Genomic DNA, 26,987 nt, shown 5'->3' on the forward strand with positions numbered 1-26,987 from the left:
CCGCAACGTGTGTTAGGAATGAGGACGTGCGACGTTTCGAATTCGCGGTCGACCGCGGGCATGCCCACGCGGTCAACGAGGTCTTCGCCGACCTGCGTCGACTGCGCATTATGGCCATCGCGGCCGCGATCATCGCCGCGACGGCCACCACCTACCTGATCTGGCTGAATCATCCGTGGGCCTATCTGCTGGCCGTCGCATTCGCACTCGGAGCCGTGACCGCACTCTGGGTGGCGCTGTGGACGCCGCGCAAGGAAGGCATCGACAAGCTGTACGCCGATGGGGAACTCATCCCGGCGGTGGTCTCCGAGACCCATCCCGGCGGGGTGGTACTGCTCGCGCTGGTCGACGTGTCGAAATCTGAGGCGTCCGATCCGGTCTATGCCCTGGTGATCAGGAAGGTTCGTGACCTGCCCGGTCATGAGAAGCGTGCGGGCGAACGGGTGCCGTCGGTCGCGGTGCGCACCGATCGCGCGCCACGGCAAGTCGGCGAGCGGTGGCAGTCGGTCAGCGCGATGCCGATCGCATGGGGCACTCGCGACGGCGGGGTCATCGAACGGGCCCGCGCCGCGATCAGTGAGGTCGAATGGCGATTGCTCACCGACAATCTCGCGCTCGCCGACAAGGTGCGCCGCGCCCCGGCCAAGCGCCTGCTGCTCGACCCGCACCAATTGCCCGGCGATCTCGGCGCATGAGTTGACCTGTGATGTTCCGGAATTCGGGTTGCGCGGACGCCTAGACTCGGAAGATGGTGCCCACAACTAATCTGCTGGCGTTCTGTGCCGCATCTCTGCTGATCATCATCATTCCCGGGCCCGGCGTCCTGTTCACGATCGGTCGGGCACTTGCGCTAGGCCGCAGGGCCGCCCTCGTCTCGGTGCTCGGGCACGCGGTTGGGGTTTTCGTCGCGTTGCTGTTCGTCGCCGTCGGCCTCGGCGCCCTCGTCGCGACCTCCGCGCTTGCACTCACCGTGGTCAAGGTCGTCGGCGCGCTGTATCTGATGTACCTCGGGGTCCAGGCGTTCCGGCAGCGCAAGGCGTTGCGGGAGGTATTGGGCGCGCGGGTCGATGCATCGTCCGACACCAAGGTCTTCCGGCAGGGTGTGCTCGTCGGGTTGACCAATCCGAAGTCGATCGTCTTCTTCTCGGCGGTGCTCCCGCAGTTCGCCGACCCGGATGCGGGCGCGATGCCGTTGCAGTTCCTGATCCTCGGCACCATTTTCCTTGGCATCGCCCTGGTCTCCGATAGCGCCTGGGGCATGCTTGCGGCCTCGGCGCGCTCGTGGTTCGCACGGTCGCCGCGGCGGCTGGAGGCAGTTGGCGGCGCGGGCGGCGTGATGATCTTCGGTCTCGGCGCGTCGGTTGCGCTGACCGGCACTGCCGACTGAGGCGACTACCATCCACCGAGGTCGGTATGCCGGTGCCGGAACGCAGGGGTGGCGGAAAGGGGTGGTGGTCGAATGAGGTTGTCCGGCATGTTGTGTGCCGCGGTGGCGGGTGTGCTCGTCACCGTCGCCTCGGCGCCCGCGAACGCGGATCCGCTGACCGGTGCACCCGGTCTCGGCGATCCGTACTACCCGATGGACGGCAATGGCGGCTACGACGCTCGTCACTACGACGTCACCCTCGACTACGACCCGCCGAGCAGGCAACTTACCGCGACAACCCGGATCGACGCGATCGCCACCCAACCGCTGCGGGTGTTCAACCTCGACTTCGATGGTCCCGATGTGCGGATGGTGTCGGTGAACAACCTGCCCGCCGCCTTCGACCGCAACGGCGAGCACGAGCTGACCGTGACACCGCTGCTGCCGCTGCTGCCCGGCCTGCCGTTCACCGTGACGGTCGACTACGCAGGCCCCGCCGCGGACGTCGAAGCGGAGGGCTGGACCGTCGCACCGAGCGGCGGCGCCTTCGTCGCGGGTGAACCGCATTCCGCGGCCACCTGGTACCCGCTCAACGACACACCGCTGGACAAGGCCACCTTTGCGCTGCACGCGACCGTCCCCGCGGAATGGGAAGTCATCTCCAACGGCGTCCGGACACAGAACGCGGTCACCGGCGCCAACCGGACGGTCACCTGGGAGTCGCACCAGCCGGTGCTCGGCTATCTGACCACCGTCGCCATCGATCGCTTCACCTATCTCGAGCAGCGTCGCGCCAACGGCACGCCGCTGCTCAGTGCCTTCGCCCCGGACGCGCAGGACAGCAGGGCGACCGAAGAGCGGTTGCCCGAGATCCTGGACTTCATCGAATCTGTGTACGGCCCCTACCCGTTCGAGGCGGCGGGTGGCATCTACGTCGACACCGAGCTGGGGTTTTCGTTGGAAACCCAGACCAGGCCCATTTACGCGCCGTGGACCGATCTGCAGACCGTCGTGCACGAAATCGCCCATCAGTGGTGGGGCGATTCGGTATCGGTGCGGCAATGGTCCGACATCTGCCTGAACGAATGCTTCGCCAGTTACACCGCCGATTATCTGTGGCCGGAGCGAATGGAAGGCGCCGATGTCGACGCCGATTACCGCGACACCATCCAGAAATACCGTGACGTACAGGAGTTCTGGGACATTCCGTTGGCGAATCCTGGGGTCGGAAACGAATTCACCTCCGTCTACTACCGCGGCCCGCTGTTCTTGCACGCACTGCGTAAACAGCTCGGCGACGACATATTCTTCGCCGCTGTCCGGGAATTCAATGTCGCCCATGCCTACGGCAATGCGTCCATGTCGGACTTCCGCACTTTCGTGCAGTCGAAATCCAGGACCGATCTGACCGGGTTCTTCGGCTCCTGGCTCGACCAGGCGGCGATGCCTGCCGACGAGTACCTCTTCCCGGGATCCCTACGCGGCTGACCACGCGTCATTCGGTGTCGATACGCTCGCGGACCTTATCCACCCAGCGCTCCACACGGTCGAGTTGCTTTTGCGCCGAACGCAATTGATCTTGCGCGGCTCGGTCGGTGGTGCGGGCGAACTGCTTCTGCTGTTCGGCGTGGGCTAGTTCCTCGCGCAGCGCGACAAGGCGAGACTTGCTCTCGGCCAGTCGATTTGCTGCATCATCACTGGCGGACTGCGCTGAATCCCTTGCCGTGCGCGCTGATTCGAGTGCTTCGAGCGCCTCGTCGAGTTCCTGGCGTGCGGTGTTCGCGGATCCGGTGTCCGCGGGCTCGGGTGTCACCGCGGTGTCGGCGACCGCGGCGAGTGCCGGGCCTGCCGGCCCGAAACCTTCGTAGGTCGCGGAGGTGGCCAGGGTTCCGGTGCGGACCTGGTCGGCGACATCGGTATCAGCGAGTGCCGCGGTCAGCGTCTGCCCCACCTCGCGCAGCACCCCCACACCGACCGGATGACCGTGCTCGGCGGCCAGTGCCCCCGCCCGTTTGGCGAGGGCGTGCACGACCTGCTGGCGCTGTGCGGTGAGGCTGCGCAGCTGGTCGGCGGACAACTCCCGCTGCGCGGTGCGCAGCGCGGCGCCCAACTGCAGCAGCGCGTCGACCTCTGCCGGAACTACGCGGGCCAACAGGTTCACCGTCCACGCTGTGACCGTGGGTCTGCGCAACTTGCCGATGGCCGCGGCGAGCTCTTTATCGCCCGCGTCCTTGGCGGCTTTCACCCGATCGGTCCTGGCCGCCACGAACTCACCTGGGGCGAGTCCGTACAAGTCGACGGCAACCTCCGCGAGGGTCATACTTTCCAAGCGTAACGATCCAGCCTCTTCGAGCGACACAGAGCTCGGATTGCTTGACCGCCCACCGTGTGGGCGAACTGCGAAAGGCATTGATAGTGGACTTCTTTGGGATTCAACTCCTCGGCCGCCTGCTGCCCTCCATCCTCGGCCACTCGATGTTGGGAATGTACGGCCTCGGCATGCACTGACCACCTCTGCCCGCGGGCCGGGCACACCGAAGATCGTCCGAAGTGCAGATGCGGTTCCGGCGACCGTGAGGGTATCCTCTCCGCGTTCACGACTGCCGTGAACGCGTTCGGTGAAAGAGGTTTCAGGTGAAGATCCCAGGAACGAGGCTGCTGGCACGAATTGTGCTTGCCCTCCTGGCGGTGGCCGCGGTTGCGGTCGCGGTGACCGGTTGTTCGGCAATCAAGGACGCGAGCAAGTCCGATACGGCAAAAGCCAAAGTCGGTGACTGCATCAATGTCATCAAAGGCTCGGCCGTCGACTCCAAGACCGAGCCGGTCGATTGCTCGTCGGAGAAGGCCGTGTACAAGATTGTGCAGACCTACGACACGAAGACCGATTGCTCGGAGGATTACACCTCCTACGAGGAGACCTTGAACGGGGGCACCACCGCATTCCTGTGCCTCGCGCCGAATTTCAAGCAGGGCAGCTGCTACATCGACAACAACCTCACCGGATACCAGTTCGCGGATTGCGCGTCCACCGAGGCCGCTTTCCGGGTGATCCAGCGGATCGACGGACAAGTCGACGAACTGCTCTGTGGCGCGGAGTCGGAGAAATTCCTGACCGTCTCCGATCCCAAGACGACTTTCTGCCTCGGCAGGCCGAAGGCCTGAGCTAGCGCCGAACCGCTCATTCCAGTAGGGCGACCGATGCGATCCGGTGCAGGGTGAAGTGCCGGACCGCGCCGGTGACCGGGTCCAGCGCATCGAGCTGGCCGTTGCCCACCTTCAACGGCTCGACAACGCGCTGGGTCGCGATGCCCGAAGCGTCGACATAGCCGATATTGACCGACCGCCGCACCCGCGCCGCCAATTGCAGCAGCGCAAGGGTCGCGGCGGTACTGGTTCGGGTGCCGTCGGGGCGCACTGCCTGCCCGTTGCGGGCGCTTGCGGCTCGCTCGCCCGCGCGCAGTTCGGCAACAAGCAGCGCCAGCTGTTCGGTGCTCGGTGGTGTCGGTCGATAGGGCTGGCGCGCATTCGGCCGGATCATGATGCGTGCGCCACGCGGCCGCAGATCGACGATGGTGCCTGCCGAATCCTCACCTGCGGGCGCAAAACCGGCCGCGCGTAGCTGCTCGAGCAGCTCGCCCAACGGGGCCTGGGCAATAGCAACGGTAGGGGCGATCGCCCGCAGCGCGAGTACGGTCGCCACGGGTGCGGCAAGGACCTGCGCGAGTAGTGCTGGGTCGTCGCTGCGCACGAACGACTGCGCCATCCCGGCCCGCAGCTGCCCGTGCCGCCTGGCCACATCGTCGATCAGATAGGTCAGCGCCTGCGGGATCGGCGTGCGTGAGTGCATCGTGAACAGCGCATGCAGTTCGGCCGCCGTCATACCGGCGTCCAGCGCGCGCCGCACCGAGGTCTCGCCGATCCGGTACACGGTTGCCGCGCCCGCCGATTCGACATCGGCGACCAACGCGATCTGCTGCTGGAGGTCCGCTGTCAGTGGGCCGGGTGCGATGACCGTCAGATCGGCCTGCACCAGCACGTGATCGACAGGGGCAGGCAATGCCGACTCCATGGCGGCCTCGGCGTCGGCCGCGCCGGTCGGCGCGCCGTGCAAGAGTGCCCTGGCCGGTGAGCCGAGCGCGCCACGGCCGACGAAGCCGAGCGCCGCCGCTTCCCGCAGTGTGTTCTCGACTGCCTCCGAGCGAAAGTGCCTGCGCCAGCGCGGTTGCCGCCACGCCATGATCCTGCCGACATCGGCGGGGTCCAGCGCAGTGCCGGAGGGATATTCGCCGAGCAGATTCAGCATCGCGCGCCGATCGCGGGGCGCGTGCGGGGTGCGCAGCTCGATCGCCAGCGCCGCGAGCGGCTTGTCGTTGGCGTCGCGCATCCCGATCATCCATGGCATCCGGTCCAGGTCGAGCCAGGCCAGCGCGAGGGTGACCCAGCGTCGGGCGAGTGGGGCCTCGCGCCAGCTGTCGGCGGCAGAGGTCGGCGCCCAGAAGTCATCGGTGGAGTCGAATTCTGGTGGCGGATCCGGTAGACCCTTCTCGACCAGCTTCGCCGCCGCGAGCAGTTCGACGAGCAACCCGGCCCGGGCTTCGTCGACTCCGGTCTGTTTGGCGATGCGACGCAACTCCCGCACCCCGAGCCCGCCCGCCCGCAATGCCGGTGCCGGTGCCTGGCCCAGCGCCTCCAGCACGTCGGCGCAGTGCCGCAACAACTCTCCCACTTCGCCCGCCGCGACCGCGTTGATGTCCGCAGGAGCCTGTTTGCTCAGCCGCGGCTGCGGCGGGGTGAGGGCATGCGGGTGGGTCACCGGTTCGCGCCGCAGCACCTGGCCGACGGTGACCGGCAGTTCGACCGTCTCCTCGTCGATCCAGTGCAGCAGTCTGCGCGTCAGCAACTGCTGGATCGGGCGGTCCGGCGGTGTGCCGGGCGCCGCGTCCCTACTGCGCCCGCGCGGGCCGGTGGTGGCGAGTTTGTCCAGCAGTGCCCGTTCGGCGGGTGTGATCTGCGTGAGGGCGGTAACCACCTCGGGCTCGGTGAGTGCATCCGGGATCTCGGTGGTGCTGCCGATGGGCCACGGCAGCGCCTCGGCGGCCGCGGGTACCAGACGCAGGTCCTCGCCGTCGGTCCAGACGAGCGCGCGGTCGGTCAATCGCTCCAGCGCGGCATCGAGTACGGCCGCGCTCACGCGTTCGCTCAGCTGCACGTGCAGCGCGCCGCGCGATAGCGGGGTGGCGGCCCGATCGGAGCGGGTGACGCCGTGTACGGCAAGAGTTTCCACGATCGCGAACTCGAGGGTGGTCAGATCGTCGGTGGCGCGCAGCACCGACGCACGTTGTTCGGCGCGCGCGGCAAGCACCGCCATCGACGAGGGCAGTGGCACGGCCAGATCGGGCCGGAGTTCGAGCAAGGCCACGAGCTGGGCATCACTGCGGGCACCGAGCCATCCGGCCAAGGAGTCGGTCGCGGTCATCGAGTCCAGCCTACGGTGCAGCGCAGTTGCTCGCCGGAGCAGGAGTGCGCATTTCGGCACCCCACCTGTATGGCCTCGGACGTATAGCGCCGGGTTAGCATGGGCCGGTGGTGAACAAATCGAAGAAACCCTACGTCGACAATGGCTGGCCCAAGGTGGCCGATGGTGACCATGCGGTTACCGAGCTCTCGTCGGCTCGTTCCGGTGGTCTCTCACCGTACGGTGAGGACACCGAGTTTCCGGTTCCGGCTGATCAGCTGCCGTACATGCACCCGAACACGGTGATCAACCGCTGATCATGGGCGGAAGCCCGCGGACACGAAAAAGGTCCCCGCATCTTCGTTGATGCGGGGACCTTTTTCGTGAATGAGATTGTGGTCGAAGCTCAGGAGGGGAGGAGTCCCTTGTTGGCTTCGAAGAAGTTGATGACGTTCGGATCGAGCTTCATGTTGCTCGCCTTGGCGCCACTCAGGAAATCGAGGGCTTCCTGCGGGATCTGCACGCCCTGCGCCTGAACAACGGCGACGGCGCGGTCGACCGCGGAGAAGACTTGCTGCGAGCTGTCTGCCGGCTGCACCTCGAGTGGGGTCTGCTCGGCGGGCTGCCAGCGCGGCGCGGCGTCCGGCGACTTCGGTGCGGTGCGCACGCTGGGTGCGCTGCTCAGGCCGAGGTTGGACGAGCAGGAGGGCCAAGCGCCCCAGCCTTGGCTGGCGAGGACCTTCTCGGCGACCACGATCTGCTGTTCGCGGCTGGCCTGGTTGGCGGTCGCGGCGTACTCGCTGCCTCCGTGCGCGTTCCAGGTGCCCGGGGAGAACTGCAGACCGCCCTGGAAACCGTTGCCCGTGTTGATACCCCAGTTGCCGCCGGCCTCGCACTGCGCGAGGCGATCCCAGTCGGAGTCCGGCGCCGCAGCGGCGTTGCCGGCAAGGGCTACACCCGCGGTGCCGATGATGGCGCCGGTGACGGCGACCTTGGCAACAGTGCGCCCGGTGGAGGTTGGCTTGCGATGGCGTCCACTCATATCGGGTTCTTCTGCCTCTCCTACGCACCTGCAAGTGGTCCGGACTGAGAGGTCGTCCGTCCGCCCTCACCCCTATTTCCGTCGGGGTCCGGTACCCGCGGGGTGAGGCTTGGTGCGGCGGGCCGGTGGTTGCCGGGTGTCCCGGCTGGGTAAGACGGTACGACGATCGCCGCGAAAAATCACTATTTGGTAACCGGCGTGTGCGGCGGGGTCTCGACGCGGTCTCGGTGTGCCCCCGAAGCTTTCACGCAGCTGGGAAGTGGTGCGAACCGGCCGATAGAGGGCCGTCACCACTCCGTGACCTCCTCGTTATGTGACGAGGATCACACTGATGATTTGGTAACGATCGGCTCGGGTAACCGGGTTCGCGTCAGCGGGAGCGGCGACCGGACCACAGTGCGTACCCCACACCGACCAGGAATCCGAGCGGCGCGAGCATGGCGATCAGGTATAGCCAGAGCCCCGGCTCGGCGTCGCTGAGAATCGGCGTCAGAAATATCGCGACAATCGCCAGCAATCCGATCGCGAAGAGGCCGAGTGCGAGGTACAACAGCCGATCGCTCGAGCGGCGCCCGGACCCACTCGGAGGCGGTGGCGCGGAAGGGTTCGTCACTCGAAGACCGTAAAACTGATGTGCTTGCGTTATTGGCACCGGGGTAGACTCGATGCCTATCGCGTCCTGCATGCTGTGGGGCGCGTTCTTTTCGCAAACTGACAGGACCTCTCTCGCGATGTTTCGCGCGGTGGTCCCGGGCAGACGGGTGTGCTCGGTCCGATGGGGGCCGAGTTTCGATGACGAACGGGTGATGGCAGTGCCGACCGGCAGGGTTAAGTGGTACGACGTCGAAAAGGGCTTCGGCTTCCTTTCCCAAGACGAGGGTGAGGACGTCTACGTCCGTTCCTCAGCGCTGCCCGAGGGCATCGAATCGCTGAAGCCCGGCCAGCGTGTCGAATTCGGCATGGCCGCAGGCCGTCGCGGGCCGCAGGCGCTGAGCCTCAAGGTGCTCGAGGCGCCGCCGTCGGTCCGTCAGGGCCAGGAGCGCGAGCGTGGCGCACACCGGGAGCCTGCCGTCCGCAAGCACACGCCGGACGAACTGCACGGGATGGTCGAGGACATGATCACCCTGCTCGAGGCAAAGGTGCAGCCGGATCTGCGCAAGGGCAAGTACCCGGATCGCAAGACCGCGCAACGCATTTCCGAGGTCGTCCGCGCCGTCGCGCGCGAGCTGGATCACTGAGCGTGCCGACTCGCCGGGCCGCGAATGTGCCCGGCGAGTCGGCCACCTCGCGAAACCGGTGGTGGCATAGGGGGTCCCGCGGAGGGGTTCCTACAGCGTGCTGATCGACCAGGCGGCGTGCGGGAGGTAGAACTCTTGGCCCGTCTCGTCTTTGGCGAGGATGGGCAGCTGCATCTCGACGCCGATCAGGCGCAGCTCTGGCTCCGGCTTCGAGTCGATGGTCAGGTTGAGTGCACCCTTGGGGTAGTCGTTGCGGCTGACGATACGGTCCACCGTGTCGCCGTTGGGCAGCGCATAGACCAGTCGGGCGATCCACGGCGCGTCCGCGATCTGCTTGGGCAGCGACATCTGCAGCGGATACCCCGCAGGCACCTCCAAACGGACCGTCTTGCCGATCTGGCAATCCGGCGTCGACTCACCGCAGGGCAGCCGGGAGAAGATCGAGCCCACGTCGGCGTTGCCGCCGCGCTCCGGCAGGATTCGGCAGTCCTGCATCAACGGTGTGCAGTAGCCGTAGGGCCGCACTGTGATGGCGGTGCCGTGCGCGTAGGCGGTGATCTCCGGCTCGCGCGCGGGGGCATTGCGTATCAGCACCGCGAGGACGCCGACGAAGGCGACGACGAACACCAGTCCGGCGGCTGCGCCGAGCGCGATGATGGTGCGGGTCGGTGGCTTGCTCACGACTGCGCCTCGCCGACGCAAGGCTCCGTCGTGAGCGGCGCTGCTGTGTTGGTGGCTCGCTCGCTCACGACTGCGCCTCGCTGACGCTCGGCTCCGTCATGGGCAGGGCTGCTGTGTTTGTGGCTCGCTCGCTACGCTCGCTCACTAGATGGGATCTCCTATCCCTCGTTGGATGCGCTGGGTGTCGCCACCGCGTTGTCTGCCTGTTTCGGGAGCATGCGGCCGAGTGTGTGGAATTTCCTGCTCGGCATGCTGTGGTCGGTTGCCGCCGAGACCTGGTAGCAGGGAATGACCTCGGAAGCTGACGAAGGTCTGGACCAGTCCGACCACGAGTATCGCCGACACCACCGCGAAACCCTTCCAGTAGTCGGTCGGCAGCAGCACACCGGCCGCGCCGCCGACTACCCAGCTGAGCTGCAGCACGGTCTCCGACCGGCCGAAGCCGGAGGCGATCGACTCCGGCGGCAGGTCGTCCTGGATCGAGGCGTCGAGCGAGACCTTCGCCAGCGCGCTTGCACCGGCCGCGACGAGCGTCGCAAGCGCCGCGCCGAGCAGATTGTTCGCTAACACTGCGAACAGCGCGATGAGGGTGCACGCCGCGGTGCAGCCGAGCACGATCAGGGAGGGCTTGCCGAGTTTGAGGCGGGCGCCGGTGGCGTTGCCGGTGAAATTGCCGATGGCCGCGGCGACACCGACCACACCGAGCACGGCCGCCTGCTGGACACCACCGTGCTCGGTCGCCTTGGCGACGAAGGCCACATAGAAGGTGAGGAACCCGGTCAGCACCCGGATCGCGCTGTTGCCCCAGAGCCCGGTGACGACCGATCGGCCGAGCGGTTGCCTGCGCTTGCGCGGCGGGATGATGGCTTCCTTCGTCGGATCGAGCACTTCGGTGTTGGCGTGGTAACTGAGAGTCGCGGGGACCTCGCCCTCGGTGACCTCGACCCAGCGCGGGATGCGCAGGCTCAGATAGGTGCCTGCGACAGCGATCGCGGTGGCGAAAATCAGTGCGCCCGTTGAGCTCGCAATCGCGGCGGCGAGTGCGGCGAAAGCGCCTGCGCCGATGGTGCCACCGACCAGGCCGAATACCGTGAGCCGAGAGTTGGTGCGCACCAAATCGATATCCGGTGGCAGCACGCGTGGCGTCACCGCGCTCTTGAGCACCGAGAACGATTTGCTTCCGACCATCATGCACAGGGCGAGCGGATAGAGCGCCCAGGTGTCGAAGGCCACGATCAGCACCACGGTGACCACTGCGCGCAGCGCGAACGAGGAGGCGAGCGCGAGCCTGCGGCCGCGCTGCAGGCGGTCGAGCAGCGGTCCGATAAGCGGTGCGATCACCGCGAACGGCGCGATGGTGATCAGCAGATACAGCGCGACCTTCGACTTGCTCTCCGCGCTCGCGCTTGCGAAGAACAGTGTGTTGGCAAGGGCAACCGCGATAGCGGCGTCCAGGGCGAAGTTCGCCATCGTGGCGTAGGTCAGCGCGGTGAGGCCCGACTTGTCCGCGCCGTCGGCTTTCGCCGCGCGCTGGAAGGAGGCGATACCGCGCATGGTCAGCTGTTGGCCGCGCATCGCGGCAACTCTGGTGACGGTGAGCTTGCGGGGGGCGCGTTGCTCGCCGGGCTCGGTCGCTTCGGTGCTATCCGCCGGCTCGGCGTACTCGCCGGATTCGGGTCGATGCGGCGGTTGTTTGCGCATGTCGGGGGCGGATCGATCGTGCGAACCCGGGATACGGCGGGTGTCGAACTCCGCCGGGTCGGCCGGTTCGGGCCGGGTTTCGGGTAGTCGTCGGGTGTCGAATTCCGGCGGCCGCCCCGCGGTTGGCGGTTGGCGGCGGCCGTGCTCGGGATCCAGTGGCGGCAGCGGCCGTCGAGGCGAAGGTTCGTTGGGCGGCGGATATCGGTCGAAACCGGGGTGCCGTTCGATCGGCGGAGCCTCCTCGCCGTCCCACGGACCATGGTCAGGGCCGGAGGGATCGCGGGGAGTATTCACGCATCAATTCTGACTCATCCGTCTCGTCGCGTCTCAGGCCGGACGTCCGGTGTCTGGGAAGTGTGTTGCCGGGCAGGAGGCCCACTGCTCGGCCGAGCGCCCGGCGTACCCGACGGGTTACCCGTGCACTTACGAAACCACTCGTTGCGTGGCAACACGATTGGGAGCTTGCCGTGTTCACGCGGGCACAAATCGGACCTCGAACATGGTCGGCCAGTACTTGCCAGTGAGCAGGAAGCGGTCGGTGCCGGGGATGTGAGCGATCCCGTTGAGCACGTCGGTGTAGGCGCGGGCGGTGGGTGCGAGCAGGCCGCGGGCATCGATGTCGGCGAGTACCCGGCCGGTCTCGGGATCGATGCGCAGGATCGTGTCGGTGGGGTAGTCGTTGGCGTACACCGAACCGTCGGCGGCGCAATCGAGTTCGTTCAGGTGTGCGTTGCGACGGCCGGTGAGGGTGACTGTGCCGGTCGGTGCGAACGTCACCGGGTCGCGAAAGGTGAGTGTGCCGGTGCCGTTGCTCATCACCAGCCTGCTCGCTCGGGTGCAGATGCCCCAGCCCTCGCCGTCGTAGGACACACGGCTGCGTTCGGCCAGTGTCCGCGGATCTCTGGCCAAGGCGATCCCGTCCTTCCAGGTGATCTGCCAGAGGGTGCCCGCGGCCGGCGACACGCCCTCGCCGAAGTACGGCGCGGGCAGATCGACGCGCGCCAGTTCGGCCCCGGTGGTCAGATCGGTCGCGCGGATATTCGACGCGCCCGGCTTGCCTGTGCCTTCGTAGAGCACGTTGCCGTCGATGTCGAGACCCTGGGTGAACGCCGACGGATCGTGCGGACGGGTGCCGATGACCTCGATTTTCATCTGTTGTGGTTGGTCGTCTGCGCTGCCGCAGCCGGTCGATGCGAGCAAGCTGACCAGTACTGCGACGGCCAACGAACGCCGATTGCGCTCCATACGGCAAAATGTAGGCCGTGAGCGCAGTTTCTGTTTCGGAGTCCGGCGTGTGGCCGATCCTGGCCGATGCCGTCGACGTGGCCCGTCGAGCGCTCGTGGAGTTGGAGCCCGCCGGGGTCGGCGCGCATTTGGGGGTGACCGCGGAGGACGCGAGTGCGGCGACGCACCGCTTCGAAGCCACCCTGCCCGGCTACCGCGGCTGGCAGTGGGCCGTCGTCGTCGCGGCCGCACCCGGTGCGACCTACGCCACGGTCAGCGAGTCGGCCTTGCTGCCCGGCCCGGACGCATTGGTCGCGCCCGACTTCGTGCCGTGGGAGCAGCGGGTTCGACCCGGCGATCTGGCGCCCGGCGACCTCCTCGCCCCACTGCCCAACGATCCTCGGCTGGTGCCCGGGTACGTCGCCAACGGCGACCCAGCGGTCGACGAGGTCGCCCGCGACATCGGCCTCGGCCGCACCCAGGTGTTGAGCCTCGAAGGCCGGGAGGAAGCAGCCGAGCGCTGGTACGCCGAATTCGGCCCCGACACCGAGATGGCCAAGGCGGCCCCGTCCACCTGCGGCCGCTGCGGCTTCTACCTGCCACTGGCGGGCGCCATGCGCGCCGCCTTCGGCGTGTGCGGCAACACGATGGGCGCCGACGGCCGAGTGGTGCACGTCGAATACGGCTGTGGCGCACACTCCGACACCGTCGTCCCCACCGGTGGCGGCTCCCCGCTCTACGAGGCCTACGACGACGCGGCATTCGACGTGATCACCTCGGAAACCACACGCAAGCCCGGATCGGAAGCGGCGCAGCCCGCCGATGCGACGGACATCGAGCCATCGACCACCGAGGTCGACTCGAACGCCATCACCGCCGCCTCTGTGGCTGAATCCGACACAGTGATCGATTCGGCCGGTGCCGAGGTCGAGTCGACTGTGGGTGCTGTTGGGGCTGGGCCGAGCGCGGTGGGTGGGTCGGATGCTGCCGTTCCAGTGACTGCCGAGGTCGAGCCGACTGCCGAGGCGGCGTCGGGCACCGACCTGGCCGGTGCTGGTACGGCCGAGCCGACCACGGTGACCGAGTCCGACGCTGGGACTGCGGTGAGCGTTCCGGCCGACTCGACTGCTGAGGCTGAGGCGAGCGTTGGCCTGCCGAGCGATGTGGTGGATGCGGCGGGCGCGGCTGCGGTGGATGCGGCGGGCGGGACGGCTGAGCAGGCTGTTGCGGCCCGGGTCGGCGATGTTGCTGCTGAGCGGAGCGTCGTCGACGAGTCGAGCGCTGCGATTTCGATGAGTGCGGAGGGCGTGCAGCGCCTTCGGGGCGAGGCCGGTGAGGTGGCCCCGTCGATCAACGAAGTTGTCGACGGTGCCACCGAGCCGGAGGTGTCCCGATCGAGCACCGATTCTGTTGCGTCGGATCAGGAATCGGGTGTCGAGCCGGTGCGCACGAAACAAGCATCTGCGGTCGAGGAGACGGCTGCTGCCGAGCCGGATTCCAGCGCCACATCGGCTTCGAGCGCCGCTTCGGATTCGGCTGCTGAGCAGGCGCTGAGCGTGGCGCCTGTCGAGGCTGCCGGGGGCGCGGATGAGCCGGGTGACGATCGGCCGGAGCCCGAATCATCGGCACGGAGCTGAGCGAGGCGTCCGAGGCGTCCGATCCGTTCGGCACCTCGGCGCTGCGTGTTGCGGTCCTCGCCGCGTGGCGTGATTCGCCGACCCGGCTGCGGGAGGATGCCGCCACCGAGGCGGATCTGGTGCGGGCAGGGTATCGGGATCGACTGCTGACCGAGTTGGCGCAGAATGCCGCCGATGCCGCCGCGAAAGCGGGCGTGCCGGGCCGACTGGTCGTCCGGCTCGACGGGCACACCCTGTGCATCTCGAATACCGGTGCACCACTGGATATTTCCGGTGTGCATGCCCTCACCGCGCTGCGCGCCTCCGCGAAGGCGAATCCGGCCGCAAGTGTCGGCAGGTTCGGCGTCGGCTTCACCGCGGTGCTGTCGGTGAGCGACGACATCGAGGTGCGCTCGACCACCGGTTCGCTGCATTTCTCGCGCGCGAACACCTGGAACGCACTGCACGACAATGCAATCGACGTGCCGGACACGGGCGGCGATTTCGCCCCACCGGTGCTGCGTCTGGCCTGGCCGAGCACCGCCGCCCCCACCGACGGCGACACCGAAGTGGTGCTGCGCCTGCGCCAGGACATCGATCACGATGCGCTGCTCACCGGGATGCGTGCCGAAGCCGTCGATCTACTGCTGGAACTGCCTGCCCTGCACAGCATCCGAATCGGCGACGACGAGCTGATCGCCACAACCACGGATCTCGGCGCCACCGACCAGGAGCGGACCGGCCTGTGCGAGCTGCGCATCACCGGCCCGGACCGCGAACAAGTCTGGTGGGAGTACCGGACTCCGCGCGCCCGCTGGCTGCTTCCGGTCCGCAACGGACGACCGGTGGCCACCATCCCGGATGTCCTGCGAGCCCCCACCCGATCCGACGAGGAGCTGTCGCTACCGGCTCTTCTGATCGCCGACATCCCCATGCAGCCGGACCGCCGCCGCCTGCTCCCCGGTGCCCATCTCACCGAACTGGCAACGGGATACAGCGATTTCGCCAGCGCCCTCCCACTCAGCGACCGCCTCATCCTGGTTCCGACACCCGGCTTCGCCCGCAGCGAGCCCGACGCTCTGCTCCGCGAAGCACTGATCCGCGAACTCCAGACCCACTCCTGGCTCCCGGTGGTAACCAGCCCCTCCGATGCGCCCTCGACCGCCATCGGTGACGTGGATTCGCTATGGGCCGAGCCTTTCCCGGAAGGCGCCGCCGCTCGACTCGAGTCCGCCGCTGACAGTGCTCATCCCCGCTCTGGTGCTGCCTCGGCCGACGAAGAATCCGGTGTTGCACCGGAGTCGGGCGACGACACGTCCCCGACTGCTGCGTCGCTGAGCGCTGGTGCCGCGACAGATGGCCGTCCCGGCGTGGATTCGCCGTCGGGTCGGGAAGTGCCGGATGACGCGGCGTCCGACCGGGTGTCGGCGAGTATGGCGAGCCCCAGTCGCCCGTCCGGTTCGGCTGCCGGCGGCCGAGATGACGTGGCATCACCAGTGGGCGCGGGACTGCTCGATGACGGCGCTGCCGAAGCCCCGGCTGCTGCGCGCGGTCATGACGTTGCCGAGGGCCTGGGGTTTGCGGGGGGCTGGGCACTGTCGGGGCCCACGGTGGGGACGGCTGTGCCGACTCGGGCGAGCGTGTTCGCTGGGCTCACCGCGGAGCTGGCCGGGCTGATCGATGATGTGGTCGGGCCGTTGGTGATTCCGGAGTTGTCCGGGCGCGCGCACAGCGAGGCGCTCGGTGTGCTGGATGCGCATCGGCTGGGGCTGGCTCGGCTTGCGGAGTTGTCGGGTGGTTTGGAGCGGTCGCCGCAGTGGTGGTATTCGCTGTATGCGGCGCTGGAGCCGTTTGTCGTCGATCCGCTGGCCGCCGAGGAGTTGGGGGCGCTTGCCGTGCCGCTGGCCGATGGGCGGCTCGTGACCGGGCCGCGCACAGTGGTTTTGGAGGATCGGCTCGCAGACCCTATCCCGGTGCACTGGGCGCGGCTCGTGCATCCGGAGGCGGCGCATCCGTTGCTGGCTCGGTTGGGGGCGCGTACTGCCACCGCCGAGGATTTGCTGAGCGATCCGGGGCTGCGCGCCGAGTTGGAGGATCAGCCCGGCGATCCGGATACCGCGGACGCGGTGCTCCGGCTCGCGGTCACCGCTGATCCGCTCGCGTTGCCGTCCTGGCTGGGGCTGCTCGAATTGCCGGACAGCTCAGGGGAATTGCTGCCCGCCGATGAGCTGCTGCTGCCGGGCGCACCGCTGCGCGACCTGTTGGTCGAGGATTCGCCGTTCGGCACCGCGGCCGAGGATCTGGTCGAGGGCTACGGCGCGCAGGCGCTGCGGGCTGTCGGCGTCGGCTGGGATTTCAGCATTGTCGTCGAGGCGGATCCGACCGGCCCGGATCATCATCTGGACGACGAGGACCACTGGTGGTCGGGCCTGCCGGAGGATCCGCCCGAACTGGCCGCCGTCCGCGACCTGGACCTGGTGGCCGAGAACGCCTGGCCGGAAGCGCTGCGGCAGTTGGCTTCCGGTGATCGCACCCGACGACTGCTCGCCGATCCCGACGGCTACACCGCGTGGTGGCTGCGCAGGCACGCCCGCATAGACGGCACGGTGCTCGGACTGCTGAGTCATCCTGCTGACACCGAATTCGCCGGCCTGCTCACCGAATTCGCCGTTCCCGGCCTCGGCCGTCAGGACGTCGATGCCTTGCGTGCAGTCCTGGCCGACCCCGACGCCATCACCCCGGATCTGGCCGCTGCCCTGCTGGCCGCTCTCGCCGATCCGGCGAAAACCCCTTCGCCCGAGGTTATTTCGCGAACTCACGCACGATTGGCCGCCGCGGTGGCGGCGGACCGTCTCGACCTGGCCGACCTCGATCTGCCCGATCGCGTGCGCGCATTGTCCGGCGCGGTGGTCGACCCCCGCGAAGCCTTGGTGCTCGACCAGCCGTGGTTCGGCCTTGCCCTGCCGCCGGAACGCCTTGTCGTCGGCGATACCGATACGGCCCCCGCCTTGGCGACCTTGCTAGATCTTCCGCTCGTCTCCGAGGCCGTCACCGCCGAAGTGCTCGGCACCGGCCGGCGGACAACATGGTCGGCCGAACCGCTCGGTGTGGTTCTGCGCCAACTCTTCACGCTCGCCCCCCAGCAAGGTGACCTGGTGGTTCACGACGACCTTCGGATACGCCTGCACGGCGGCGCAACCGCCACGGTTGCCGTCGCGTGGTGGCAGGAGGGCACAACCACGCATGTGCGCATGCCGCAGGCGTAGGACTGATTGTTCGTCGGTCGGACCCTGGCTCGCCACGGCCGAGGTAGCCGCTGCCGTCCGGCGCGCTTCGGGTAGCCCGCCTATTCCGCGTAGTTCGAAACCATCTCACTGAGCAGGTCCAGCTGCCCCCGGACGCTCTCGCTGTCGTTGTCCACCAGCCAGCGCAGCACGATCCCGTCGATTACATTGAGGGTGAACCGGCTCAGGTCGTGCACCGGCATCGTGAACCGGCTTCCGGTCGCATCGCGTGCGTGATCGAGGAGGTCGGCGACCGTGGAGTCGTTGAATGCGTACTGTTCGCGCGCAATCGCGAGTTTCGCCGGCGTTTGTTCGCCTTCGCGAAGTGCGTAAGTCGTCGTTTCGTAAGTGAGTAGCTGTCGTTCCGGTGTGGCTTCAATGTTCAGCCACATCAGTTCGAGTCCGGCGCGCACCAATTTCTGAAGCGCTTCTTTTCCACTTCCGGCGTCTTGCCAAACTGTTTCATTGGCGTCGACAGAATCGCGTAATTCCATCGACAACGCTTTGACCAGCTCGGTCATGAGCGCGTCCTTGTTTTCGAAACAGTAGTGCACCACACCGAGCGAAACACCTGCCGCCTGAGCCACATCGCGCGTGGTCACGCCCGCCACGCCTTTTTTCTCGGCAAGGCCGATGGCTGCCTCGATAAGGTGGGCCCTTCGTTCTTCGACGCTCAATCGGGAGGACACCTCAGGGAGTTAAGCGTTCACGAAGCGTGCAGTCAATTCGCTCAGCGAAAAAATCTCGACTGGACGAGCGTCCAGTTGTGTGGTTCGCTGCACAGTGGGATCGAAGGGAGACGCGTATGCCCGTGTCACGAAGGACGGTTTTGGCCCGAACTGTGGCGGGTTCGGCCACGCTGGCTACCGCGGCAGCGGTGGCCACGGTGCCCGGCGTTACTACGGCATTGAGTGCGTCCGCCGCAGCCGCACCGGAGTCCGGCGGATACCTCATCGGCATCGGTATTTCCGACATCACGGGTCCGGCCGCCGAATGCGGAATGATGGGCTACTCGCAGTTCGAGCAGCAGACCGCGGGCATCCACCTGCGCCCGCGCGCCCGCGCATTCGTCATCGCCACTGCCGAGCGGCGAATCGTATTCGCAGTCGCGGAGAACGGCATGATCTTCCAGTCCGTGCACCGCGGCGTCATGCTCGAGCTCGCTCGACGCTTCGGCGAGCTCTACACCGAGCAGAACGTGTTGCTCACCTCGACGCACTCGCACGCGACCTGCGGCGGCTCCAGCAACGATTACGCATACAACCTGTCGATCCTCGGTTTTCAGCAGCAGGTCTACGACGCCGAGGTGAACGGCATCGTGGAAGCGATCGCCGCCGCGCACGCCGATCTCGGTCCAGGCTCGCTCGCGCTCGGCCGCAGCGAACTGCACGATGCCAGCGTCAACCGCTCCCGTGTCGCCTTCGACCGCAACCCCGATGCGGACAAACAGTATTTCCCGCAGGCCATCGATCCGGCGGTGACCGCGCTGTCGATCGTCAAGGGCGGCAGACAGGTCGGCGCCATCACCTGGTTCGCGACTCACAACACCTCGATGACCAATCAGAACCGGTTGATCAGCGCAGATAACAAGGGCTACGCGTCCTTCTCGTTCGAGCACATCGAACACGGCGTCCGATACCTCGACGGCGCTGCCGATTTCATCGCCGCCTTCGCTCAGACCAACGCGGGCGACATGTCGCCGAACCTGAACCTGCGCCCCGGCTCCGGCCCCACCGAGGACGAGTTCGAGAACACTCGCATTCTCGGCGAACGGCAGTATCACGCGGCGAAAGCCGCACTCGCCGAAGCGAAGTCGTTGGCCGGACCGGTCGACTCGATGCTCTGTTATATCGACCTCGCCGACATCGCCGTCGACGGTCGCTTCACCCCGGATGGTCTGCCGCGCCACACCGCCCCCGCGGCTGCGGGTGTTTCGCTCATCGCGGGCAGTACCGAGGACGGCCCCGGCTTGCCGGGGATTCCCATTCCGGAGGGTGTGCGCAACCCGTTCATCGGTGCGCTCGGCAACCCCGACGTCCCGGCACCGGCGTGGCTCGCGGATGCCCAGGCGCCCAAGGCGATTGTCGCCCCGCTCGGTCTGCTGCCGCCGGTGCCGTGGGTGCCGAGCGTGGTACCGATCCAGATCGTCCGCATCGGTGAGCTCTACCTGGCCGGTGGCGGCGGAGAATTCACCATCGTCGCCGGTCTGCGGATTCGCCGCGCGGTGGCGGCGGCCCTCGGTGTCTCGCTGGAGCAGGTGCTCATGCAGGGCTATGCGAATGCCTACCACGAATACATCACCACCCCAGAGGAATACGACTCTCAGCAGTACGAGGGCGGGTCAACCCTGTTCGGGCGTTACACCTCGAGTGCCTACCTACAGGAATTCACCCGGCTGGCAACGGCTTTCGCGGCCCGTCAGCAGGTTCCCCGCGGTCCGGCCCCGCGCGACGTGTCCGCCATGCAGCCGAATTTCCAGCCCGCACCCGGACCCGACGCCACGCCGCCCGGCCGCGCCTTCGGTGACGTGCTGGTCCAGCCCGCCGCGACTGCGGCTCGCGGTACCCGCGTCGCAGCCGAATTCATTTCCGCCCACCCGAAGCACAATCCACGCCGCAACGACACCTTCCTGGAAGTGCAGCGGCGCAACAGCTCCGGCGAGTGGGTACGCGTCGCCAATGAGGGCGAGTGGGCAGTGCGATTCCACTGGAGCAAGCGCGGCTCTGCGGTATCCGTGGCCCGCTTCACCTGGGATGTCCCGTCCGATGCGACGCCGGGCCGATACCGCCTCCAGCATTACGCGGACAGCCTGAGCCCGAACGGCACGCTGCATCCGTTCACCGGCACCACCGACGAATTCGACGTGGTCTGAGGCTAGAGGCCGGTTTGCGCGCCCTTGTCGCCGCGCCGCGCGCCGCGGCGCTGGATCGCGAAGATCGTGTACCCGAGCAGACCGACGGCCAGCCCCATGAGGCACACCGGGCGGGCCGACTCCCAACGCTCGCCAGCGGCCCACGCCACCACCGTGGCGATCAGCCACAGCGCACTGCCAACGGCGAGCACCGGCCGTGGATCGGTGAGCCGCTGCGGGATCTCGGGCACTTTCTGCGTCACCGCCCCAGGGTAGCTGCGGGAACCGTCGTCCCGCAGCCAACGGGTCCCGTATCGTTTGCCACTGTGACAACGCCATCGGATGTTCGAGCTCTCGCTGGTGAGCTGTCGCTTGCCGTGGTGCGTTTGACGCGACATCTGCGGGGGCGGCGCGCCGACGCGCAAATTTCGCTGACCCAGCTGTCCGCGCTGGCCACGCTGCACCGGGACGGCGCGATGACGCCGGGCGCTCTCGCGGCCAAGGAGCGCGTGCAGCCGCCGTCGATGACGCGGGTGATCGCCTCACTGTCGGACCTGGGGTTGGTCGAGCGCAAGCCGCACCCGACCGACGGCAGGCAGATCATCGTCTCGCTGTCGGATGCGGGCCGTGCGTTGATCGCCGATGAGACCAGTGCCCGTGAGGCCTGGATGACCGAGCAGCTTTCCACCCTGACCGACGAGCAGTTGGTGGTGCTGACCAGGGCCGTCGGCATCATGAAGCAACTCGTCACCGAGTCCGAATAGCCCCCTGGCAGCGGGGCCCTGGTATCTGGAGTTCCCGGAGCTACCGCGCGCCGAAGGGCTGGTCGCTGTCGACGATCTCGCGGCCGAGTGGGAACAGCGACAGCGGGATCAGCTTGAGATTCGCCCACCCGAACGGGATTCCGATAATCGAGATGAACAGCGGGATGCTGGTGAGCAGGTGGCCGAGCGCGAGCCACCAACCCGCCACAATGAACCAGATGATGTTGCCGAGTAGCGAACCTGTGCCCGCGCCCGGCTTCTCTACGGTGGTCCGCCCGAACGGCCACAGCGCGTAGGCCGCGATCCGGAACGACGCGATGCCCCACGGGATCGTGATGATCAGGATGCAGCAGATGACGCCGGCGAGGATGTAGCCCAGTGCCATCCAGAACCCGACGAACACCAGCCAGAGCACGTTGAGGACGAGCTGAATCGGCTTCATGTGCTCCAGCATGCCAGCAGACCGGCAATTCGGGCATCAGTCCTGGGGACTACATCGCCTCGGGGACAGACCCTGATGCGGGATCGGTGGACCCATCTACCAGCGTCGGTGCGCCGCAGCGACCATGGTCGGCGACACCGGTGCCGCGGTGCCGGGACGAGGTGTCAGAAGAACCAACCGAGAACCGCGTCGCGCTCGGCCCCGAACGCTTCGTCGAGCGCGCGCACCTGCCCGGAATCCTTGGCGTGCAACCGGTTCGCGGCGGCGAACACCCGCGCCGGATACGCACCGAGATACATGCTGCCGAGCACGTCGATACCGAGTTCGATATCGGCGGTGCGGGTGGTCGGCGCGCAGTCGGCGACACCGTCGCGTACCCGCAGCGCGAAGACGCCGCCCGCGTTCCGGAACGGGTCGGTCACTGCGAGTACGACATCCAGGTCGCGCTGATACGAGCGCGCGCCGAGTGCGGCCGGTACATCCATGAGCCGCAACCAGAGTCCGTCATAACGGTTGTCGGTCCGTACCCGTCTCGGATCGGTCAGCAGGTAGGGGAGCGGGTCGTTGTCGGTGAGTTCGGCCTCGATCCTGGTGACCAGATCCAGTCCGCAGAGCGTCCGCCACAGTGCGGCATGAGCTTCGGTGGTCACCGTCCGGATCTCGACCACACTGGCGGTTTTGACGCGGTCCCGGGAGTGGTATCGGTACAACACGTATCCGTCCTGGTGCAGGAGCGCGTAAAGGTCGGTGCCGCCTTTCCGAAAACACTCGGGGTCGAGGAAGGTGGTCTCCCAGCGTGCATCGGGACGCACCTGCGCGCCGGGGGTCAGCCTGCGCCACCGGTCATAGATCGCTCGCACCTGTTCGGTCGACTCGGCGAGTATCGCCAGTTCCACGCCGCCGGGATCCGGTGCCGAGGGCAGGAACTCGGCGAAGCGCCGATCGATGTGCACGGCGTTTTCCCGGATCGCCGGCCCGTATCCGAACCGTCCGTAGATGCCGCCCTGGCTCGCGGTGAAGATCGTCAACGGCAGCCCGGCCGCCTCGATCCGTCGATGCTGTTCGGTGTACATCGCGCGCAGAATCCCGCGCCGTCGATGCGTGGGCGCCACGGCAACCCCCGCGATACCGCAGGCCGAAACGGTCCGCTCGCCCGGCACCGTCAACGTCATCTCCGTCGACTCGACATGCCCGACCACCCGGTCACCGTCCACCGCGACAATCGCGTTCTCCGGCGGAAACAGCCGCCGATACGGCTCCCGCAACGCCGCGTCGGGCCGCATCCCGAAGGCCGTCTGGACCACTAGCTCGATCCCGGCCGCATCGCCCTCGGTAGCCGATCGAATGGTGATACCGGGTATCAGCGTCATACCTGGACGATCCCACGGACCCGCGCCCGCTCGCACCCGATTTTCCGCCGGTGCGACTCCGGCCGTCGTCCGCGTTCGATATGCCGGTCGAAGCGGGCGGGCACCGGTGTCGATGTCGGTGGTGCGGCCCGGCAGGATGTGTTCTTGTGGCCGAAGTGATCGATATCGACGACCCCGCCGATCCGCGGGTCGATGACTTTCGCGACCTCAAGTCCGCTGATCGGCGGCCCGACCTGCCTGGGCGCAAGGGGCTGGTCATCGCGGAGGGGGTCGTCGTGGTGCAACGGATGCTCGGCTCGCGGTTCCGGCCGAGTGCGTTGCTCGGGGTGGACAAGCGGCGCGACGAGCTCGCGGCCGATCTCGACGGTGTCGACGTACCGTATTACCGGGCGAGTGCCGAGGTGATGGCGCAGGTAGTGGGGTTCCACCTCAATCGCGGGGTGCTCGCCGTGGCCCGACGTCCCGCCGAGCTGACCGTGGACGAGGCGCTCGACGGAGCGCGGACGGTGGCAGTGCTGGAGGGCGTCAACGATCACGAGAACCTCGGATCGATGTTCCGGAATGCGGCGGGGTTGGGGGCCGAGGCGATTCTGTTCGGGGACCGATGCGCCGATCCGCTGTATCGGCGGGCCGTGCGGGTGTCTATGGGCCATGTCCTCCGGGTGCCGTTCGCACAACTTCCGCACTGGCCCGGTGGACTGGATATGCTGCGAGACAAGGGATTCCAGATCATCGCGCTGACACCGAATCCGGCTGCGGTGAATCTGGCGACGGCGATGACGGGGGAGCGGGTGGCTTTGCTTTTGGGTGCGGAGGGACCCGGGTTGACCGCGGCGGCCATGCAGGCCACCGACATCCGCGCCAGAATTCCGATGTCGCCGGGCACTGATTCGTTGAACGTCGCGACCGCGGCGGCAATGGCGTTCTATGAACGGGTGCGGACATCGTGAACGAGGGATGGTCGTGAATTACCTGCCGAACGGGGCGTATCGGCCCTATCCGCCCTACCAGGACCCGACGCCGTGGGCTGCCGGGGTCACCGTCGCCGTCATGGTGGGGTTACTGACGGCGGTCGCGGTGTACGCGTTCGGTGATGCGTTGGCGCACGTGCATCCGATACTTGCGGTGCTGGTCAACCTTGTCGCGGCCGGTGGCGCCGCACCGACGGCCTGGCGCTGGCGCTTCGTTCCGGTGACCCGCTGGGTGCTCGCCGGTGGTGCGGCCGGCGTGCTGCTCGGCTGGCTGGCGCTGCTGTTCGGCGGGTTGGCCGCATAAGGCGCGGCGGCACGGCCCACGCTCGTCCGTACGCGGGCTCGACCGGAACTGCGATCGGATGGCGGCGTTGCCGGTCAGCAGACGCGGTCCCGCCCGCGCAGCCAACTGAAAAGGCTGCGTCTGCGTTTCGCGTCGATGTCCGACTCGTCGTCCCTGAGCATCAGAGTGGCCGGGTCCGGTGCTTGGCCCTTCGGGTACAGGGTGAAACCGCACACCGAGATATCGCCGGGCATCAGCGCACCGTCGGTCGCGGGCGCGCGGTAGTGGAATCCGAGCCACTGGTGATTGGCGGCGTCGGCGAAGTCGGGTGGATCGAACGGCAGGGTCTGCGGGTCGGGCAGATCGCCGGGATACCACTGCACTGGATGATCACCCGCCCAGTACGGGCGCTCCCACACCAGCGGCAGGCCCTCGTCTTCGAGGATGTTCACCCGCGTCGAACTGAAGGAGCGGCGGAATTCGCCACGCTCCCAATGCGCGAAGGAGCCCCAGCCGTGCGCCGCGTCGAACGCGATGAGATAGGTGTGCTCCGAAGCCAGCGGCCGGACGAGTAATTCGGGCAGCGCCGTCGGATGCACCAACGCCGACTGCGTCGAACACACCACGGTGACACCGGGATAGCAGCCGATGTACACCTCGTCGGCGTCCGGACCGGCGCAACCACCGAGTGTGCCGACCATGATCGGCAACACATCTCGGTCGGCGTGCAGCTGCTTCGCCAGGGCGAGTGCCGCATCCGGGTCCGGATCGTGGTTCGCGCGGAGTACCGCCAACGGATCGAGTGCGTCGACGTACCAGAGGGACGAAGCTTTGGACAGCATTTCCGGCACCTCCCGATGGTTGCACGAAACAGCTCCGCGAACTTCGAGCAACTCTCGGTGATTCCGACAACGTGCTGTCACCTCGAACCGCCCAACGCCGACAAACCACTCGACGCACTCCGAAAAATCTACCCGTACTTGACCGCGAACGATGTAGCTTCCGCCTGCGAACACGCCAGCGGCCCAAGAAATTCGCGGCCGAGGCGTCTCAGCAACCTCCGTGTCGCCGCTGGCAAACATTTGCAGGGGCGGATCTCACGTATTTCCGGCGGCCGCACGGTGCCGGACTCGAGCACGATTGTCGGCGCGGCGAAGTGCGGCGGCCCAAGATGAAGATGCCGTACCCGTGGCAGGTCTACCGTGCTCGGTTCACCGGGCGCTTTGCCGGTAATACGCGAAAACAGCCTGGCAAGACCAGCTTCGGTGGGTGCATTGCGGCGTGTCGAATGCCTGTGCCGAGCGGTCGTGAAGAGGTTTACGCGACCGGACGACTCAGTGGCCGGAGCTACGGACGCCGAGCAGCACGTCCTCCCAGGACGGCATCGGAGCCTTACCGCGCTTGGTCCGATTGGACTTCGCGGGCGCGGCCTTGCCGTTGTTGGGCTTGGCGGTCTCCTCGGTGGAGGCCGCAGGAACCTTCGAAGGAGCCGGAGCCTTCGGCGCGGCGGGCTCGGACGGGACAGTGCCTGCGCTCGGTGCCGGGGTTGCGGTGGTCGAAGTACCCGCGGCGGGTGCCGTGTTGGTTCCGGCCGTTACGGCAGGCGCACTACTGCTCGCAGCCGGAATGGCGTTGGTGCTGGCGGCGGCCGGGATGGCGGTGCTGCTACCACCCGCGACGACGGAACGCTGTTCGTAGTACTCGTCCAGCATCGGCTGGTTCTGCCGGGCCGCGGTCCGCGCAGCCGGGGCCGCTTCCCTAGCCGGTCGGGCTTCGGCAGGGCGAGTTTCGGCCGGCCTGGTCTCCACCGGGACCTCGGGCGCGGCAGGCGCCTCGATCTCGGCCTGCGGCGGAAGAATCGTGGCCAGCCCGCGTAGCGCGCGACCGAAATCGGGATCGATCAAATCGGAGGCGGGATCGTCGAGGGGCGACACCGAACCGCCGTGGGCATCCGGCTGGTAGCGCCAGTGCGCCGTAATGTCGGAACGGCCGTTCTGCCACTGCAGTTGGGCGACCCAGAAGCCCTTCTCGTCTTTCCAGGCATCCCATTCGACGCCCTCGATATTGTGCCCGCGCTCGGTGAAGGCGGCGGTGACGATATCGATGAGGGTTTCCACCGCGGGGCCGTCGGCGCGGACCGGATGCGCCTTCTGCGCGAGTTCGGCGGCGCGGGCGCGCTCCAGCAGCACGGGGTAGGCGAACCGCTCGACCCGACTGGCCGGCATCCCGGACTCTTCGGTGACCTGTTCGACGGAGGCTCCGGACCGGATACGAGCTTGAATATCGCGAGGACGCATAGTTGCTTCCATTTCGATCTCAATCTGGCCGAATCGGGCAAGGTCTCCGCGGGCTGCGGCTCGAAGCTTGTCGTCGGCGGGCAGCCGGTACTTGGTGCCGGTCTCGGTGTCGATACACACGATGTGCGTGGAGTCGGGCGTCACCCCGATCACTCGAAGTTCACGCACCGTTACCTCCTTATCGCGTCGACTCGCGACACCGCCCACTTTCCGAAACAGTAGTGCACTACTGATGATCTCGAGGCAAGACACGCGGCACGGAAATCGGGCAATAACCGGCCGTGCCCCGCTAATCTGCTCTGTTCGATTCGCCGCGCGTGCTCGCACGGCGTGTCGAGCGTGGCGTGTCTGTGTTTTTTGGCAGCGCCTGCGGCGCTGCGTGTTCGCGGCCCCCTTGGTCTC

Annotated in this window: 25 protein-coding genes; 12 read left to right on the top strand and 13 right to left on the bottom strand. The window is 67.3% G+C overall.

Annotation, left to right across the window (positions count from 1 at the left end):
• Positions 1 to 26 precede the first annotated feature (26 nt).
• From OHQ90_RS08555 to OHQ90_RS08565, 3 genes are all read left to right on the top strand, one after another.
• Positions 27 to 695, top strand: coding sequence for a DUF3239 domain-containing protein (locus OHQ90_RS08555; protein WP_328408885.1), 669 nt, complete (start codon positions 27 to 29; stop codon positions 693 to 695).
• Between the two features lie 53 nt (positions 696 to 748).
• The gene (locus OHQ90_RS08560; RefSeq protein WP_328408887.1) at positions 749 to 1,387 is read left to right on the top strand and encodes a LysE family translocator; all 639 of its coding nucleotides are present in this window, start codon (positions 749 to 751) and stop codon (positions 1,385 to 1,387) included.
• Positions 1,388 to 1,459: 72 nt separating this feature from the next.
• The gene (locus OHQ90_RS08565; RefSeq protein ID WP_328408889.1) at positions 1,460 to 2,854 is read left to right on the top strand and encodes a M1 family metallopeptidase; all 1,395 of its coding nucleotides are present in this window, start codon (positions 1,460 to 1,462) and stop codon (positions 2,852 to 2,854) included.
• Between the two features lie 7 nt (positions 2,855 to 2,861).
• On the opposite strand, the gene OHQ90_RS08570 is transcribed toward OHQ90_RS08565, so the two are convergent.
• Positions 2,862 to 3,686, bottom strand: a complete 825-nt coding sequence (locus OHQ90_RS08570) for a hypothetical protein (protein ID WP_328408890.1) — start codon at positions 3,684 to 3,686, stop codon at positions 2,862 to 2,864.
• A gap of 314 nt (positions 3,687 to 4,000) precedes the next feature.
• Between OHQ90_RS08570 and OHQ90_RS08575 the strand changes: the two genes are divergently transcribed.
• Complete coding sequence (locus OHQ90_RS08575) at positions 4,001 to 4,528, top strand: LppU/SCO3897 family protein (protein WP_328408892.1); 528 nt, start codon at positions 4,001 to 4,003, stop codon at positions 4,526 to 4,528.
• A gap of 16 nt (positions 4,529 to 4,544) precedes the next feature.
• Here OHQ90_RS08575 and OHQ90_RS08580 read toward each other — a convergent pair whose 3' ends face one another.
• Positions 4,545 to 6,842 (bottom strand): helicase-associated domain-containing protein, encoded by a 2,298-nt coding sequence (locus OHQ90_RS08580; RefSeq protein ID WP_328408894.1) that lies wholly within the window; start codon positions 6,840 to 6,842, stop codon positions 4,545 to 4,547.
• Positions 6,843 to 6,949: 107 nt separating this feature from the next.
• Here OHQ90_RS08580 and OHQ90_RS08585 point away from each other — a divergent pair, with 107 nt between their 5' ends.
• Entirely contained in the window at positions 6,950 to 7,138 is a 189-nt protein-coding gene (locus tag OHQ90_RS08585) for a hypothetical protein (protein ID WP_328408896.1), read from the top strand.
• An 89-nt stretch (positions 7,139 to 7,227) separates the two neighbouring features.
• Here the strand turns inward: OHQ90_RS08585 and OHQ90_RS08590 are convergent, their stop codons facing one another.
• Together OHQ90_RS08590 and OHQ90_RS08595 are read right to left on the bottom strand one after the other, a co-directional pair.
• Complete coding sequence (locus tag OHQ90_RS08590; protein WP_328408898.1) at positions 7,228 to 7,863, bottom strand: transglycosylase family protein; 636 nt, start codon at positions 7,861 to 7,863, stop codon at positions 7,228 to 7,230.
• A gap of 370 nt (positions 7,864 to 8,233) precedes the next feature.
• Positions 8,234 to 8,476, bottom strand: a complete 243-nt coding sequence (locus OHQ90_RS08595; RefSeq protein WP_328408899.1) for a hypothetical protein — start codon at positions 8,474 to 8,476, stop codon at positions 8,234 to 8,236.
• A 199-nt stretch (positions 8,477 to 8,675) separates the two neighbouring features.
• On the opposite strand from OHQ90_RS08595, the gene OHQ90_RS08600 reads away from it, so the two are divergent.
• Entirely contained in the window at positions 8,676 to 9,101 is a 426-nt protein-coding gene (locus OHQ90_RS08600) for a cold-shock protein (protein ID WP_328412716.1), read from the top strand.
• Between the two features lie 90 nt (positions 9,102 to 9,191).
• Here the strand turns inward: OHQ90_RS08600 and OHQ90_RS08605 are convergent, their stop codons facing one another.
• From OHQ90_RS08605 to OHQ90_RS08615, 3 genes are all read right to left on the bottom strand, one after another.
• Positions 9,192 to 9,782, bottom strand: coding sequence for a DUF2771 domain-containing protein (locus OHQ90_RS08605; protein WP_328408901.1), 591 nt, complete (start codon positions 9,780 to 9,782; stop codon positions 9,192 to 9,194).
• 144 nt (positions 9,783 to 9,926) lie between these two features.
• Positions 9,927 to 11,777 (bottom strand): MFS transporter, encoded by a 1,851-nt coding sequence (locus tag OHQ90_RS08610; protein ID WP_328408903.1) that lies wholly within the window; start codon positions 11,775 to 11,777, stop codon positions 9,927 to 9,929.
• A gap of 177 nt (positions 11,778 to 11,954) precedes the next feature.
• Positions 11,955 to 12,728, bottom strand: coding sequence for a glutaminyl-peptide cyclotransferase (locus OHQ90_RS08615; protein ID WP_328408905.1), 774 nt, complete (start codon positions 12,726 to 12,728; stop codon positions 11,955 to 11,957).
• Positions 12,729 to 12,745: 17 nt separating this feature from the next.
• Here OHQ90_RS08615 and OHQ90_RS08620 point away from each other — a divergent pair, with 17 nt between their 5' ends.
• Positions 12,746 to 14,344, top strand: a complete 1,599-nt coding sequence (locus OHQ90_RS08620) for a DUF3027 domain-containing protein (protein WP_328408907.1) — start codon at positions 12,746 to 12,748, stop codon at positions 14,342 to 14,344.
• The gene (locus OHQ90_RS08625; RefSeq protein WP_328412718.1) at positions 14,341 to 17,589 is read left to right on the top strand and encodes a sacsin N-terminal ATP-binding-like domain-containing protein; all 3,249 of its coding nucleotides are present in this window, start codon (positions 14,341 to 14,343) and stop codon (positions 17,587 to 17,589) included. The genes OHQ90_RS08620 and OHQ90_RS08625 overlap by 4 nt, the downstream gene beginning before the upstream one ends.
• Before the next feature lie 80 nt (positions 17,590 to 17,669).
• Here OHQ90_RS08625 and OHQ90_RS08630 read toward each other — a convergent pair whose 3' ends face one another.
• Positions 17,670 to 18,284, bottom strand: coding sequence for a TetR/AcrR family transcriptional regulator (locus OHQ90_RS08630; RefSeq protein WP_328408909.1), 615 nt, complete (start codon positions 18,282 to 18,284; stop codon positions 17,670 to 17,672).
• Positions 18,285 to 18,412: 128 nt separating this feature from the next.
• Here OHQ90_RS08630 and OHQ90_RS08635 point away from each other — a divergent pair, with 128 nt between their 5' ends.
• A complete protein-coding gene (locus tag OHQ90_RS08635; protein WP_328408910.1) occupies positions 18,413 to 20,479 on the top strand; it encodes a neutral/alkaline ceramidase in 2,067 nt (688 codons plus the stop codon).
• A 2-nt stretch (positions 20,480 to 20,481) separates the two neighbouring features.
• Here the strand turns inward: OHQ90_RS08635 and OHQ90_RS08640 are convergent, their stop codons facing one another.
• The gene (locus OHQ90_RS08640; RefSeq protein ID WP_328408911.1) at positions 20,482 to 20,721 is read right to left on the bottom strand and encodes a DUF2530 domain-containing protein; all 240 of its coding nucleotides are present in this window, start codon (positions 20,719 to 20,721) and stop codon (positions 20,482 to 20,484) included.
• Between the two features lie 63 nt (positions 20,722 to 20,784).
• Here OHQ90_RS08640 and OHQ90_RS08645 point away from each other — a divergent pair, with 63 nt between their 5' ends.
• Complete coding sequence (locus OHQ90_RS08645; protein WP_328408912.1) at positions 20,785 to 21,222, top strand: MarR family winged helix-turn-helix transcriptional regulator; 438 nt, start codon at positions 20,785 to 20,787, stop codon at positions 21,220 to 21,222.
• 40 nt (positions 21,223 to 21,262) lie between these two features.
• Here the strand turns inward: OHQ90_RS08645 and OHQ90_RS08650 are convergent, their stop codons facing one another.
• The gene (locus OHQ90_RS08650) at positions 21,263 to 21,664 is read right to left on the bottom strand and encodes a YccF domain-containing protein (protein ID WP_328408914.1); all 402 of its coding nucleotides are present in this window, start codon (positions 21,662 to 21,664) and stop codon (positions 21,263 to 21,265) included.
• Between the two features lie 164 nt (positions 21,665 to 21,828).
• On the bottom strand, positions 21,829 to 23,034 hold the full coding sequence (locus tag OHQ90_RS08655) for a GNAT family N-acetyltransferase (RefSeq protein WP_328408916.1): 1,206 nt from the start codon (positions 23,032 to 23,034) through the stop codon (positions 21,829 to 21,831).
• A gap of 146 nt (positions 23,035 to 23,180) precedes the next feature.
• On the opposite strand from OHQ90_RS08655, the gene OHQ90_RS08660 reads away from it, so the two are divergent.
• Both OHQ90_RS08660 and OHQ90_RS08665 read left to right on the top strand, forming a co-directional pair.
• A complete protein-coding gene (locus tag OHQ90_RS08660; protein ID WP_328408918.1) occupies positions 23,181 to 23,984 on the top strand; it encodes a TrmH family RNA methyltransferase in 804 nt (267 codons plus the stop codon).
• A gap of 13 nt (positions 23,985 to 23,997) precedes the next feature.
• Positions 23,998 to 24,309, top strand: coding sequence for a DUF2537 domain-containing protein (locus OHQ90_RS08665; protein WP_411997418.1), 312 nt, complete (start codon positions 23,998 to 24,000; stop codon positions 24,307 to 24,309).
• A 74-nt stretch (positions 24,310 to 24,383) separates the two neighbouring features.
• Here the strand turns inward: OHQ90_RS08665 and OHQ90_RS08670 are convergent, their stop codons facing one another.
• A complete protein-coding gene (locus OHQ90_RS08670) occupies positions 24,384 to 25,130 on the bottom strand; it encodes a DUF6928 family protein (RefSeq protein WP_328408920.1) in 747 nt (248 codons plus the stop codon).
• 492 nt (positions 25,131 to 25,622) lie between these two features.
• Positions 25,623 to 26,753, bottom strand: coding sequence for a septation protein SepH (gene sepH / locus OHQ90_RS08675; protein ID WP_328408922.1), 1,131 nt, complete (start codon positions 26,751 to 26,753; stop codon positions 25,623 to 25,625).
• Between the last annotated feature and the right edge of the window lie 234 nt (positions 26,754 to 26,987).

It is taken from the genome of Nocardia sp. NBC_00403, from assembly GCF_036046055.1.
Taxonomy (GTDB): Bacteria; Actinomycetota; Actinomycetes; order Mycobacteriales; family Mycobacteriaceae; genus Nocardia.

Coding starts and splice junctions, on each gene's coding strand:
- OHQ90_RS08560 (WP_328408887.1), top strand. CDS start 749: ATGGTGCCCACAACTAATCTGCTGGCGTTCTGTGCCGCATCTCTGCTG.
- OHQ90_RS08565 (WP_328408889.1), top strand. CDS start 1,460: ATGAGGTTGTCCGGCATGTTGTGTGCCGCGGTGGCGGGTGTGCTCGTC.
- OHQ90_RS08570 (WP_328408890.1), bottom strand. CDS start 3,686: ATGACCCTCGCGGAGGTTGCCGTCGACTTGTACGGACTCGCCCCAGGT.
- OHQ90_RS08580 (WP_328408894.1), bottom strand. CDS start 6,842: ATGACCGCGACCGACTCCTTGGCCGGATGGCTCGGTGCCCGCAGTGAT.
- OHQ90_RS08590 (WP_328408898.1), bottom strand. CDS start 7,863: ATGAGTGGACGCCATCGCAAGCCAACCTCCACCGGGCGCACTGTTGCC.
- OHQ90_RS08615 (WP_328408905.1), bottom strand. CDS start 12,728: ATGGAGCGCAATCGGCGTTCGTTGGCCGTCGCAGTACTGGTCAGCTTG.
- OHQ90_RS08635 (WP_328408910.1), top strand. CDS start 18,413: ATGCCCGTGTCACGAAGGACGGTTTTGGCCCGAACTGTGGCGGGTTCG.
- OHQ90_RS08650 (WP_328408914.1), bottom strand. CDS start 21,664: ATGAAGCCGATTCAGCTCGTCCTCAACGTGCTCTGGCTGGTGTTCGTC.
- OHQ90_RS08655 (WP_328408916.1), bottom strand. CDS start 23,034: ATGACGCTGATACCCGGTATCACCATTCGATCGGCTACCGAGGGCGAT.
- OHQ90_RS08670 (WP_328408920.1), bottom strand. CDS start 25,130: ATGCTGTCCAAAGCTTCGTCCCTCTGGTACGTCGACGCACTCGATCCG.